This is a genomic window from Actinomadura geliboluensis (assembly GCF_043197915.1).
Lineage (GTDB): Bacteria > Actinomycetota > Actinomycetes > Streptosporangiales > Streptosporangiaceae > Spirillospora > Spirillospora geliboluensis.
In genome coordinates this window covers 481,184-495,561 of record NZ_JBICUA010000005.1, presented here as the reverse complement: position 1 = coordinate 495,561, position 14,378 = coordinate 481,184, and the positions used below count along the sequence as shown (strand labels likewise).

Sequence of the window (14,378 nt, the reverse complement as noted above, 5' to 3'; positions counted from 1 at the left end):
CGAGGAACAGGGCCAAGAGCCGGCTGAGCGCGCGGGCCGCGCGCGGAGGCCATGAATCCGGCACCGATCTGGTGGAGTTCCCGGCCGCCCGCCGACCGCCTTGCCGAAGCAGCCGTCCGATCAGACCTCCGGCGGGCCCAGATAGGTGAGGAGATCGGAACGCCCGTCTTGACTGACCGCCGACTCCAGTACCGCGGTGATCGCACGAACGCCACCGTCACGCACTATCACTAGGTCAGGGCAGCGAAAAACGGTGCCGTTCTGCCCCTCCCCGCTCATGCGCCAGCGATCCATGATCCGCTCTATCTCACGAACCGTGAGGAAGGTCGCCCCCCACCGCGTTCCATCCGAGAACGTGACCTCCACATCAACATTCTCCACCGAGTCGGGTTCATCATCCCTTCCCAGCATGAACGTAGCTTCGAAGTCGTCCGTGGCAACCACATGGAATGGACTACTCGCCATACATCTCCAACAGCCTGTTTATTACCCTTTGCTCGTTCTTCTTATCCGCCTTGCCGACGACCTGAACGCCTCCCTCCACGTTCCTGAAGAACAGACGCGCCCCATTCGCGCCGCGCGCATAGTAGACATCGGTGCCTTCAAGCGCGCTGGTTCCGATCCCCGGGTTCATGTTCCCATTCGCGAGCTGCCTGAACAGGTTGTCCATCTCGCGCTGCACCGTCTGATCCCTGCCCGCCCTCTGCGCGGCCCTGACCAGGAGGGGATCCTCGCTGACGATCGAGGACATCACCAGGCACGACTGATCGGCGTTGTGCACGAGGACCGGCGCACCGTCCGCTGCCACATAGTACGTGTGGGTGTTGGCGACGGTGAGGTTATGGACGCGCTGGTGTTCGACGGCCCGCCTTCCAGTGGCGGCGACCTGCACGTAGGTTCCGGCACCGGTACGAAGCCACATACCGGGTTCGAGATCGCCCGCCTCGACCCAGGCGTTGACGTCGCCGGCGACCCAGACGGGGTGGTTGTCGGTGGCGATGAGCACGCCGCTCTTCGACTTCTGAAGGACGAGGGGTGCCGCAGTCGCAGGTCCGAATGCTTCACCGGTCATCCAGCCGAGGGCGGGAGCCTCCGCGTCGACAGCGATCTGAATGAGATTCTTTTCGCCCGCACTGACGATTGTTCCGAGTACGGGCTGCGCTTCGGTCCTACCGGTTTCCGGATCGGTGGCGAGAACCTTGTCACCGACCTTGACATCCTCGATCCGCTTCTTTGCACCGTCCGCCATGAGCACTTGCGTTCCGGGCACGAAGCTGCTGCACATTCCGAGCGACCGCGCCGCCTTGAGTGCCTTCGATCCCTTGACTCCAACTTTTCCCGCTCCGGCGATATCTCCGAGAATCGGTATCACGGACAGCAAGGAGAAGGACGCTTCGCCCGGCTTGCCCTCCAGCCCGTAGTAGATGGCATTCGCGCCGTCTGCGGCGGGTCCGACGTAAGGCATTATTCCGAAAATGTCTAGGAGGGTATGTGCACTTGGGCCGCCCATGTCTCCGCAGAGCACATCAGTAACGAACTCGGCGCAGAAGGCATTCTTGGCCTGGTTGTAGCGCTGCAGTTCAGGGACGGTTTTAGCGATCCCCATCATTTGGGTGATGACGGAGCGGAGGGCGATCTGCCGCTCGTCTCGTGGCATGGTCGCTGGTGGGAGTTTCATGCCCCGCGGATAATTCGGGGCGCTCGTCCCGTGGCGGGTCAGCACGCCCCATGGGCTGGTCGAACTGACCCATCTTCCCTTGCGGTCGTAGACGGAGTAGCCGTGCTTGGTGGGTCGGCGGTCGACTCCGTCTCCGTTGGAGCACTCCATGTATCCACCAATGCGGCGGCACATCTTCCCGTCGGGGTCGCTGTTGGTGATGGGGCTGTTGTTGGCGTAGGTGTAGCCGTTCATCTGCTGGGGGTCGGCCTGGTCCATGAGGGGGTCGACGGAGATGAAGCGGCCGGTGTCGGGATCGTATTCGCGGGCGCCGAGGTGGGTGAGGCCCGTGGGATCTTGGGTGCCGCCGACGAAGCCCTTGTCGTTCGGCCAGGTGGCGTCCTCGTCAAAGCCACGAATCGATCCGAAGGGGGTGAAACGGCGGATTGTGCTCGCCTGTGTGGTGGCATTGATGGCGACCTGGCCGCTACCGGCATGGTCGGCGCTCAGGTACGTGATGGTGCCGCCGGAGGTGCGCATCGCGACGGTCTGGCCAGCGAAGGTGTAGTACCGGGTGCCGGTGGCGGTGGTGGCGCCGCTCAGGGCGCGCAGTTCGGTGCCGCCCGGCAGGTAGAGCGTGGCACCGGCGGGATCCTTGCGGATGAGGCGGTTGCCGTCGGCGTCGTAGACGTAGGTTTCGTCGTTGCCGTTCTCGGTGACCTTGGACAGCTCGCCTTCCGTCCCCCATTCGAAGGTTTGGCCTGCGCCCGGGGTCCCGGAGCCGATGGTTCGTTGGGTGGTGTTGCCGGTGTCGTCGTAGCCGTAGGTGTCGGTGCGGTTTCCGGTGGGGCCGGTCTGTGTGACCTGGGTGAGGCGGTTGCCCTGTCCGGCGGGGGCGTAGGTGTAGGTGCGGGTGGTGTCGGTTGTGCCGCCGATTCCGTGCCGGGTTTCGCCGGTGCGGTTGCCGGCCTTGTCGTAGGCGAAGCTCTGCCAGTACGGAGCGGGGCCGCCGAGCACCGAGGCGGTGGGTTCGGTGGCGCAGACATCGGTGGTGCCTTGCGTCCAGGCGTGGGTGAGGCGCTGGAGGTGGTCGTAGGTGAAGCACTGGTTGTCGACGCCGTCGCGGGAGTCGTCGGTGATGGAGGTGATGATGCCGGAGTCGGTGTAGTGGTAGGTGGCGTACCGGTCGTTGCCGTCGATGCCCTCGCGGAAGGTCTTGGCGGTGTCCAGTCGCTGGGTGCCGTACTGGTAGCCGAAGGTCTGCCAGGCCCGTTTCGGTGCGGTGCCCATCTCGATGATCGAGGGCTTGCCGGTGGGGGTGTAGACGGTGTCGTTGACGTAGGTGCCCTTGGTACTGGCCATGCGGGTGGGCCGCTGCCAGGTGTCGTAGGTGTTGACGACGGTCTCGGTGGGCAGCCCGCCGGCGGCGGGCAGGCTGCTGCTCTGCACGGTGCCGTCGAGGCTATAGGCGGTGGAGAACAGGTACGTCCCTGCTAGCGGCCCCTGCTGAGCGGGGACGGTGACGGTGGCAGCTTCGACCCGTCCAAGTTCGTCGTAGCCACGGATCTCGTTGACGTATTGGGCGCCGTCGTGGTGCCGGACCGACTTGGTGAGTTTGCCCTTGCCGTCAGTGACCGTGTCGTAGGTGTAGGAGGTGAGCAGTGGCCCGTCCGCGGCGCCTTCGCGGGTCGCGGTTTTGCGGCCCAGACCGTCGTAGGTGGTGAAGACCTTCTTGTCGCGTGCGTCGGTGGTGGAGGTGACGCGGTCGAGGTCGTCGTAGGTGAAGGTGGTGGTGCCCTTGTCGGGGTCGGTGGTCTTGGTCTTGCGGCCGCGCACGTCGTAGGTGGTGGTGAAGGTGTTGCCGGACGGGTCGGTGACCGAGGCGATCTCGCCGGCCGGGGTGTAGGTGTAGGTGGTGGCGTCGAACTCCCCGGTCGGGGTGGCCGCCTTGTACTGGCGCCGCTCGACCACCTGACCGCGGGCATTGGTGATCTGCGCGGTGGGAGTGCCGCCGCCGGGCGGGGTGACCGAGGTGCGGTTGCCGCCCCCGTAGGAGTAGGTGGTGCGCCACAGCTCCTGCTCGGGCTGCGACCCGTTCCCCTTCATCGCCTTCTCGATGGTCTTGCGGCCCAGGCCGTCGTACTCGGTGCGGGTCTGCGTCTCGACGTTGCCGGGAGTGCCGACCCCGAACAGTGCGGTCTCGGGAGCGCCTGCGGCCGGGTACGCCGCGTAGGACTTGGCCACCTGCCCGCGAGTGTCGTAGAAGGTGTCGCTGATGAGGCGTCCGGCCGGGGCGGGCACCTGGGTCTGCCGAGGACGAAGCCACCCGTCCATCAACTCGACCCTGGCGATGCGCTGCCCACCGCCGGCGGTGAGGGCCTTGGTGGTGACCGCGACAATCTGTCCCTCGGCCACCTGGTACTCGAACTCGTGGTTGGGTTTATGGCCGTTGGCCTTGGAGCGGTTGGGCAGCCACACCTTTCGCAACCGGCCCAATCCGTCGTACACCAGGTCGGTGCTCAGTCCGTTGGCATCGGTGGTGCGAGTCGGCTGCCCCCAGGCAGGATCCAGTTGCTGGCTTGTTGTGAGGGCCGTCGATGCGTTTCCAGGCGTGGCCGGTGGAGTGGTGACCCGCGTCAGGGTGGTCAGGCCCTGGGTGTCGGTGTACGCGGTGGTGGTGGCCTGCCCCAGCGCGTCCTTGACTTCGGTCGCGCGACCGAAGTCGTCGTAGACGGTGGTGGCCTGCGTGATGTACTGCGGGGTGCCTCCGTTATAGCCGGAGAGCTTCTCGACCTTGGTCGCCTGGCCCTCGGACGGGGCCTCAGCGTAAGCGCCGTTGTCGTAGTAGGTCCGTGAGTCGGAGACGACCTGGGCGGGACGGTTCGGGGTGGCGGTGCAGGCGACCGACACGGTTTCGACCCGGGACGGGTAGGAGACCATCCAGGCGCCGGTGTTGTCGGCGTAGGTGGTGCGGGTGCACTTGTCGTCGCTACTGGTACTGGTATCTCCGAGATCGTTGACAGACGTCGTTCGGCCAACGCCCGGACCGGAACTCACGAAGCTGTTGTCGGTTTTGGTCTCGGTCCAGCCGCCGCCGTCCTTGGCCGTCCACGTGCGGGTCGTGTCGACCGCGACGACATTCGCCGTGACTGTGCCCCAAGAGCGGGTGCGGGACGCGGTCTGCGCGCGCCACGGGGTGTTCACCGTCTTGCTGTGGACGCTGCCGCCGGGGGCGGGGTACTCGACGGTCTTGAGGGTGAACCCGGCGAGGGCGTCGTGGTCGGTGTAGGTGCCGCCCTCACCGTCGGAGACGGTGACGCTCTTCTGACCGCCGTCTTTGTTCTTGCGGTCGCCGTCCATGCCGCGCAGGTAGAAGGTGTCGGTCTGGGCGGCGGGGTTGTCGAAGTCGCCGGTGAGGGTGCGGACCTGGCCGTAGCCGCGCCATTGCGACCAGGTCTTGTTCTTCTCCTTGGTCAGCCCGTCATCGTCGTCGAAGTGCCAGGCCGCGCCACCCAGGTACTGGTACTTGGTCGCCATGTCGGGGGCCAGCCCGGTGCGGTCGGTCTGGATGACGGAGGTGACCACGTATTTGTGGAACCAGTCGGTGATGGGGTCTTCCCGGCCGGGCGGTGTCCAGATGACCGGCATGCAGCGGGTGGTGTTGGTCTCGGGTGTCGGCAGGTTGGCCAGGGTGCAGTCGGGGTCGGAGTAGGCGATGTCGATCTGCCCGCCGGACTCGTCGTAGATGGCGCCGAGCCGGTAGCGGGTGTAGGCCAGGATGTCGTCGCCGGTCTTGTCCAGCCGGTTGTCCATCTGGACGTGGTTGAACGTCACCTTGGGCAGGGTGACCGGGGCGCTGCCGTCGGTGGCGGCGTGCCCGGTGTGCTCGATCTCCTTCAGCACCAGGTCGCGCTCGATGTCGGCCAACTTCCACTCGTGGTCCAGAGCCCAGGAGTCCACCGGCCGGTACCCGGACGCGTCCGGCTTGAGGATCTGCGTGGTGACCTTGGTCAGCCGCTTACGGGACCAGAAGGTGGGTGTGCTGGTGCCGTGGGTGTCCTTGCATTCCTGGCCGGAGTTGCAATTGAGGTCCCAGGGGACGTCCCACCACTTGTCGGGGTTGCTGCCGATCTTGGACGGGTCGCAGTCGAAGTTGTCGTCGGGGATGCAGCGCTCGGAGGTGGTGAAGGCGACCTGCGCCGGCGCCTTGGCGAACAGCGCGTCCTTGCGCAGCCCGTAGGAGATCGTCTTCAGGTAGCCGCCGCGGATGTAGGGGGTCTCGTCCTCGGGCTTGAGGTTGCGGCCATAGTGGTTGGTCTCGGTGCCGTAGGTGTAGTTGATGGCGTTGCCGGACGGGTCGACGACATAGTCCAGGTTCCACCGGTACGCCTGCTGGCACCACGACCCCGCGAACGACGAATCGTGGCACGGCTCGTCGGCGTCGTCGCCGAACACCGGCGCCGTCCACGTCGAGTTGGTCTCGGGTTTCCCGCTCGCCCAGCCGGGGAGCCGGTTCAGCCCGAAGAAGTACTGGGTGCCGTCGGTGGTCGTGACCTTCCAGTACTCCCCGTTGTCGTCACCGTTGCCATTGGTCGAGCTGGTGAGCTTCTCGTACCTGGTTCCGTCGTCGCCCTCTGTTCGCCACGAACCGTCGGAAGCCTTGATCAGCTCTCCGCCCTTGCCGTTCCACGTGACGGTCGCGTTGTCGTAACCCCAGCACCGGTCCCCAGGCGAGTTGCCGTACTCGTCCTTCGGTGCATCGTCGTCTTCACACGACTTGTAGCGCCGCTCGATGAAGCCCGGCCACAGCGAGAACCCCTCACCCACCCAGGACGGCTGCCCATTGGTGTTGGCGGTCTTGCCGTCCACACTGCCGGAGGAATAGGAGAGCTCGACGTTCGGCGCCAGGCCACTGGGGACGGGCGGCACCCGCATCGGGTACGACCACGTGAAGTCACCGCTGCTGCTGCCAGCGCTCCAAGTCGCTGACGCCTCCAGTGACGTGGCGCCGTAGTCGCCCTGAGAACTGTCGGAGGAAGCCGCAGCCACCAGCAGTGTCGCGTTCGCGGAAGTGGTACTGGCCGGGGCGGCCTCCACTTCGGCGGTCAGGGTTTTGGAGGCACCGTCGTTGTCCGTCGTCACCGGCTCACCGGTGCGGCACTCGGGCTTGTCGGGGGTGGTCAGGGCACATTGCGGGAGTTGGGTGAGGCGCAGCCGAGCGCCGTAGGCACCGCCGAATGCTTGCGCGAATGTGGAGTAGTCGAGCTGGACCTTCGCCCTGCCCGAGGCGTCGGCATCGGTGCGCGCCACTGTGAAGGCCAGACCGTCCACCCCGAGTCGCTGGGTGGTCTGCCGGTCGAGGACTTGCACCCGCACTCGGTCCGCCGCCGGCACGGCCCGCGCTGCGCGGGCCTGCTTACCCGGCGCCAACACCCGCACGGGGAGCGTGCCCGCACGTGCACCAGAGCCCTTGGTGTCGGAGGGGACGGTGACCTCGGCGGCTCCCGGCTTCGGCCACGCGGCCTTGGCGGCGGGCCCGGGCTGGGAGGGGTCGGTCTTGCGGGGCCGGACCTTCAGGTCGTGGCCGGGCACCGGCTTCTCATGACTGGCCACCTTGGGGCGATGGGAGTTGGGCGGGTCGGCCAACACCGGTGGCACTGACAGCAGCCCGGCCGGCATCGCCATCGCCACCACGGCCGCGACCACGGTCACGGCCCGGCGCGATCCCAGTACCAGCCTCTTGCGGCCTGCGTTCACGACGTCCTCCATCGCCACCGCCCCATGGCTCGGGGGGCATCATGCGATCAGCAGAAGAGAATCGGTCAGGGGTCAGGGGCGGTCCGCCGCTGCGCACAGGGCGCAGCGGCGGACGCCGTGGCTAGGGGCCGTCGTCGGTGGGGAGTTCGGCTCCACCGGCCAGCATCTGGATCTGTTCGGTGGTCAAGGCGCCCTGGTAGGCCCAGATGTCGTCGATGGCGTCGGTCCAGTACTCGGTGCCGTCGGTGGCGCCGAACTTGGTGCGGCCGACTTGCAGTCCGCCGTTGTCCTTGGCCTCGAACCCGATCACCTGGTCCTGCTGGGACACGCTGTCGGCGGTCTGCTCCAACTGCCCGTCCACGTACAGGCTGACCCGGTCGCGCAACGCGTCGTACACCACCGCCACATGCGACCAGTCCTGCACCACAAACCCCGAATGCGACGCCGTCAACCCGGTCGCCGACCCCTCATCGGAGTTGTGCATCACCACCTGCCAGACGCCCTGCTCCTCAGGATCCTCGCCAGGGACATAGCGCAGCGCGAACGCGTTCGTCGCCGCACCCGGCTGGGAGATCACCGTCGCCGGCGCCAGCGGCCGCCCGTCGTTGCGCACCCACCCGGCGACCGTGAAGCTCTCGTTGGTCGCCACGACCGGACCGGTCGTCTCGGCGAACGCCTTCACCGCAGGGTCCAGCTTCAGTCCCGCCGCCGACGCCCAGCCCTTGAACCCGGCCGCAGGATCGATGAACGCACCGTTGTGCAGCACCAGACCCGGCCCCGCACCGTCCTTGGTCTCACCCGAACCGTCAGAGTTGAGCAGCCACCGGGCCTTCAGGACCGGGTGCTGGGTGACCATCTCCTCGGCCTCCTGCTGACCGACGATCCGGTCGTAAACCCGCACGTCGTCGATCTCGCCGGCCCAGTGGTCCACCGGGTTGCCGCCCCATTGGGAGCGTCCGATTTCCAGGCCGCCGGTGGCCTGCCAGCGTGAGGTGACCTCGGGGCTGTCGGTGCCGCGTACACCGTTGACGTAGATCCGCAGGCGCTTGGAAATGTCGTCGTACACCCCGACGACATGCGTCCACTCATCGGTCTGCGCTAGATCCTTCGATGTGGCCTGGTACCAGCCCGGATCATCACTGTCCTGCGCGGTTCGAGCGAACACCCACCGGCCCGTGCCGGCCACGTACTTCAGGTAGAACCCACTCTTGGACGTGCCGCGCGCCGAGACGGCGGTGAAATTGTTGGTGGGTGAGGTGGCGCTGCCGTCGGCCTTCAACCAGGCCGATATCGCGAAACTCCGCATGGTGTTGACGACCGGCCGTTCGGTCGCCGCGTACTGCTGTGCGGTGTTGTCCGTTTGCAGCGCGGTGTTCACCTGCCCCGCCGCCCCGAGCGTCGCCCCGTTGTGCAGGGTGGCCTTCCACGGCGCGACCGGGCTGTAGACCACGGGATTGCCCGCCGGCTCGTCCATGTTCCAGTCCGCCACCAGACCCGCGCCCGCGGGGACGGTGCCGCCGGCTAGCTGCTGAGCCTGAGTGCCGGACAAGGCCTGGTCGAACACCCGGACGTCGTCGATCGCTCCCGGCCAATTGTTGACGACGAAGCCGTTGTACTGGCTTCGGCCGATGTGCAGCGGACCATGCGATTCCAGGGGCGTGACGCTGCTCCTCGTCGCCTGGAGCTCGCCGTTCACATAGAGCCGTGTCTCAGCGGCGCTCTTGTCGTACACACCGATCAGGTGGCTCCACTGCCCGAGGGGAAGCGGCACATCGTCCGTCGCCGTCTGCCAGACACCGCCGCCGTCATTGGTATCGGTGGTCGGCCACTTGAGCACGGCATGCCCGTTGGGCTCCATGCCCAGGTAGAAGCCGCCCTGGTAGCTGCCGAGCTGCGCGACCAGGTCGCCGATCTTCGTCTGGTCCGGCTTCGCCCATGCCGAGACCGTGAAGCTTTGGGTGGTGTCGATGGCGGGCAGGCTGCTTTCGGCGTACCCGGTCGTCCCGTCCAGTGTCAGCGCGGTGCCGTTCTTGCCCGCCCCGCCCAGGGTTGCCGCACCGTGCAGCCACGCCGGCCGCCCCGGACCGGTCGAGGTCACCTCGGACGACCCGGCGCCCTCGTCCATCGTGAACGTGGCCACCGGCTCGGTGCCCGTGTTCGACCGGAACTCATACGAGACCGTGGACCCGTTCTGGTTGGACGGCGCGAACGCCTGCACCGTCAGCACGTTCGGACCCGAACGCGTCGGCGCGATCTGCACCTGCCGCGCCGCACCGGCCGTGGTGGTCACCGTGCGGGCCGGTTCGTCGTTGAGGGTGATGACGTACCGGTCGGCGACACCTTCGGAGTCGGAGATGGTGAACGTGCCCGCCTGGCCGACCCCGCCATGCCAGCTGTCATCGGCCGGATAGTCGGTGGAGGTGATGGTGGGTTTGGCCGGGACGGCGGGGTCGTAGACGAAGTAGCAGCCGGTCTGGGCGCCGTCGTAGGACCAGGGGCCCCACTGCTCGCCGTCCCAGGCGCGCACACCCCAGCCGATCTTGGTGCGCTGCGGGATGGTGGACGGCAACGTGACCGAGAACCGGCTCCCCGACGTCTTGGCCGGGGTGAGGGAGGAGGTCCACTTGGGGCCCCAGTCCGACCCGTCGGCCTTGTTGGCCCAGTGCAGCGTGAACTGCCCCTGCACCTTGTTCTTGTCCTCGGTGTCGGGATCCTTGAGGTAGGCGTACACCGTGGACAGGTCGTTGACGGTCTGCTGCTGCCCGCTGGGGAGGCACTTGGTGCCGGGGTTGGCGAACATGGTGTCGGTGTCGGGCTGCAGCGGCGGGTTGTTGTACTGCACCTTCAGGTAGGCGTCATCGGCGAACCGCTTCCACCAGTCCATCGTCGACTCGCTGTAGGCCCGCAACCCGAAGGTGATCGTCGAATTCCCGGCGTTCACCGCGCTCTGCACATGCGAGCGCAGCTTGGCCCCGCCGAACTCCACCGGCGCCCTGGAGCAGTACGCCACATCCCGCGAGGCCAGATGCTCCAGCCACACCGACGAGGTGTTGGTGTTGCTCCACGTCGCATACGACTTCAGCGCCGTCGTCCGCCACAACTGCACCGACGTCGGATTGCTGCAGTTGTAGGCACTGGTCTCGAACGCCGTGAACTCCACGTTCTGGATGTAGCGGCCCTTGATCGACGGCAGCGGCATCCGGAAGAACAGCCGCTTGGTCTGGTTCTTCACACAGTTGGGATCCTTGGCCACCTCGCAGCGGCCCACACCCTCGGTCGACTTCCCATCGAACTTGTAATACGACTCATCCGGCCAGCCCGAGGACACCATGCCCCAGCTGGTGGCCTTACTGGTCGTCCACACCGGGTCGATGAACACCGGAAACCGGGTATCGGCAGCGGTGAGCAGTTCACGGTCGGGGGTGAGGGTGAGCTTGCCCTTGCCGACCGCCACCCCCAGCCGGGCGGTCTTGGCGCCGTCGGCCGGGCCCTCGGCAGGGTCGGCAGCCGGGTCCGCGGCACGCGCCCGCGAAGCCTTCGGATCAGCCTGGGAGGAGTCCCACATGCGCGCGGTCGGTGCTTCGAACACCGCCGAACCCGACCCGCTGTCGGCCGCGGTCAGCACCCCGTTCTGCGCCTGCCGGACTGTGAGGCGGTCGGCTGAGACCTTCAACGCCAACTCCGCCACGCGGGGGTCCTTGGCCGCCTCCGGTGTCTTGACCACCAGGACGTGGGAGAAGCCGTCCGCGCGGGCCTGGAGCCGCAGGTCCACATCCGGCCCGGCCACACCCGCGTACACCGCGGTGTCGCCCTCCAGCACCGGCTCGGGCAACCGTCCCGGCCACGACAACGCCAGCCGGTGCCCGGCCCGGGTCATCTGCACCATCGGGCCGTCCCCACCGGCCGAGAACACCAGCCCCACCGTGGTCGCCGCCGGCACCACCCCACCGCCCGAGCGGCGCAGCGTGGTGTCGATGTCCACCCACTTGCCGCCCCGGCGGGTCCGCACGGGCTGCAGCCGCTGCTCGACCTCGATCCGCCCGTTCGGCAGCGCCCGCACCGTCCGCGACTCACCCCGCTGCGACAAGACCTCCACCGGCCGACCCGACCGCGCCGCCGCCGCGACCGCCTCCCGCTCAGTCGCCACCCCCGCCGGCGCGGCCGGTTTCGGCGCGTCCGCACGCGCTACCGCACCCGGTGCCCCGGACGCGATGCCAGGCGCCTGCACCACACCGGCCACCAGCACCAACGCCGCCAACCGCGCCGACCACATCGGGCGCCGCCACAACGCCAACCGCGCACCCCGCGCACCATCAACCGCCCGACGGCGACCCATAAAGAACCCCCACACATAAAGGGTTGTTAAAGCCGCCTTAAGGTAACCCGCTGATCAACTTCCAGGAAGACCCCCCACAACAACCAACCGGCCGTGACTCAGATCACATGACGAGCGGGTAAACCAGACAGGGCGCGCAGCGCGTCTTGTCCTAATCGCCACCGCCCGAAAGATGACGCTGCGCTACTCGACGGCCGCGTAACGATGATCTTCACCACGCCAAACAGATCCGGCTAGACCAGCCGCCTCGGAGAATCAAGGGATTTGGGTGTCCAGAAGTGCCCATGTCCACCTGGGTAGATAATTGCACCTTGACACAACCCGTCAACCCGCTATATCGGCGCGCGATGTGGTTGACGGAGATCAGGTGGACGACGGTGGGTCGGCCTTGTGTTTGCCGTTGGGTCTCAGTGGGGGGACGATCCGCGCCGGGCGCGATGCACCTCGGGGCAGTGCGTGACGGGCCGTGCGGCGGGGTGCGGGGACCTCCGGCGGGTCTGCGGCGGCGCGCGGCTCCTCTAGGGCGTCGTCCTCGGCCTCGGGGAGCGGTTCTCGCTGCTGCTCGCGGAGGTACTCCTCGAACTCCATCGAATGCGCGGTCGGCAGCGTGATGATGCCGGGGTTGGCGTCCACGAGCAGCGTGCGGCGGCCGCTGGCGCCGGAGTGGGTGAACACCATCGCGGTCGGCGGCAGCTCCTGCAGTTGCGGCGGCTCGACGAGCAGTTCACGGAAGCGTTGCCTGTCCGATCGGCGGTCGGCGACTGTCCGGCCCCACGCGGTCGCGGAGCTGATGCCCTCGACCAGGACGGAGTCGTCGGCGGCCGGCGCCGGCAGCGGCGACCAGACGGGGTCGGTGAGGCCGTCGCCGCGCGGGCGCGCGAACGCGACCGTGCTGGCGTAGGTCTCCCCCGCGACGTCGAACAGCGTCTCCCCGGCCGCGTCGGTGATCTCCGCGACGAGGAGCGGCTGCCCGGCGCCGATGTGCTCGGCGGCGACCCGCGCGTCCTCGGGGTTGCCGAGCCGCATGAAGCCGACGGCGGCGTGGCCCCGTCGTCCGAGGCGCTCCCGCACGTGCCCGGGGATCGACCGGTACATAAGCACGAGGCCGGTTCCGGTCGCCTCGCACGCGTCGATGAGGCGATCGAGGACGTCTCCGCGCAGCTTCTCCGCTCCGCAGAGGAAGAGGGTGTGGTCCCACCGTCCGCCGGGCGGGGACTCCCGGATCCGGTGGGTGAGCGCGGTCGTCACGTAGGTTCCGAGGATGCGGTTGGTGAGGACGCCCGCGCGGCGGTCCATCGACACCACGTGCAGCCTGGACGGCGGCAGCCGCACGGGCTCGGTCGCGAGCTTCTCCAGCTTCCGGAGCTGCGCCTCCAGCGCCCACGCCCGCCGGACGACGATCCGGTCCGTCGCGTCGCGGCCGAAGAGGGTGGCGATGCGCTCCAGTTGCTCGTCGCTCAGCAGCCCCTTGCGGAGGTCTTCGCGCGGGTCGCCGACCTGGGCGAGGACGCGCAGCGCCGCCGTGATCCGCGGGATCGTGGCGTCCGGACCAAGGACCTCGATGAGCCGCTCCAGGATGGAGTTGTCGAACGACAGGTCCCGGGTGCCGCCCTCCTCCTCGCCCGCGCTGACGACCAGCGACAGGACGTCCGCCAGCGCCTCGCGGTTCAGGCCCCGGGTGACGTCCAGCCGGGGCAGGTCGGCGGGCAGCACCCATACCAGTGGGTCGTCGCCGCGGTCCGCCGCGAGCCGCAGCAGGTCATGCGCGACCGCGCCCTCCGACAGGTCGATGACGGTGAGCCGCGCGCCCACCGCGAGCCGGGCCGCGCCCATGGTGGTGACGGCCGCCGACCATCCGGCGAGCGTGCCGCCGACGACGTCCAGCCGGTCGACCCCGGGCGGGACGGCGACCGGGTACCACTCGCGCTGCCCCTCGTATGCGGCCTGCCTGCGCTCCCATTCGGCCCGGGCCTTCGCGTACGCCTTCTCGGCGGCCTCGCGCTCCCTCGCCTGCGCGGCGCGCTGCCGCTCGTCCTCGAACCGCTCCTGCGCGAGCCGTTCACGGACGCCCCGCTCGTCCCGCCACAGCCCGCCGCCCGTGATGCCGAGGACGACCAGGCACGCCAGCAGCGCCACCCCGGCGAACGCCCACGGGATCACGCCGAGCAGCCCGCACACCAGGAACAAGACGATGAAGACGACGGTGCCGCCGACCGCGATCCGCAGCGGGCGGCCGGCCATGTGCTCGCCGGGGCGCCGCGCCGGCGGCGGCAGCGGTGCCCCGCCGGGCCGCTCGGGCGCCTCCGGAGGCGGCCCCGGATCGGGGTGAACCTGTGCATAGCGCCAGCCCACGTGGACGCGGTCGGCCTGTGTGAGCCGCGCCATCGCGGACCCGCTCGCCATGTCCGTCACGTCGAGAGACCCCTGGGAGTCGCGGGAGTGGAGGGAACGCCTCGGGGTTGCCGGGTTCGGTTTTCCTGCGGTCGGTTACCTGCATGTCCCAGGGTAAAGACCTTCCCGCCTCACTGCCTCTCGTTCAAGGGAACAGCTCCCTAGATGCACCCCTATCCCCGACATTCCGGTCACAACGCCCACCTGCGCCGAAGATCAGACAACATACACGCAGGC

4 protein-coding genes are annotated in these 14,378 nt (G+C 68.1%); all 4 read right to left on the bottom strand.

Annotation, left to right across the window (positions count from 1 at the left end; genetic code table 11):
• Positions 1-120: 120 nt before the first annotated feature.
• Complete coding sequence (locus ACGFI1_RS19800) at positions 121-411, bottom strand: hypothetical protein (RefSeq protein WP_392786900.1); 291 nt, start codon at positions 409-411, stop codon at positions 121-123.
• A gap of 43 nt (positions 412-454) precedes the next feature.
• Entirely contained in the window at positions 455-7,426 is a 6,972-nt protein-coding gene (locus ACGFI1_RS19795) for an RHS repeat-associated core domain-containing protein (RefSeq protein WP_392786897.1), read from the bottom strand.
• Between the two features lie 109 nt (positions 7,427-7,535).
• Positions 7,536-11,672 (bottom strand): LamG domain-containing protein, encoded by a 4,137-nt coding sequence (locus ACGFI1_RS19790; RefSeq protein ID WP_392786895.1) that lies wholly within the window; start codon positions 11,670-11,672, stop codon positions 7,536-7,538.
• 441 nt (positions 11,673-12,113) lie between these two features.
• Entirely contained in the window at positions 12,114-14,153 is a 2,040-nt protein-coding gene (locus tag ACGFI1_RS19785; RefSeq protein WP_392786892.1) for a hypothetical protein, read from the bottom strand.
• Between the last annotated feature and the right edge of the window lie 225 nt (positions 14,154-14,378).

Coding starts and splice junctions, on each gene's coding strand:
- ACGFI1_RS19800 (WP_392786900.1), bottom strand. CDS start 411: ATGCTGGGAAGGGATGATGAACCCGACTCGGTGGAGAATGTTGATGTG.
- ACGFI1_RS19795 (WP_392786897.1), bottom strand. CDS start 7,426: ATGGAGGACGTCGTGAACGCAGGCCGCAAGAGGCTGGTACTGGGATCG.
- ACGFI1_RS19785 (WP_392786892.1), bottom strand. CDS start 14,153: ATGGCGAGCGGGTCCGCGATGGCGCGGCTCACACAGGCCGACCGCGTC.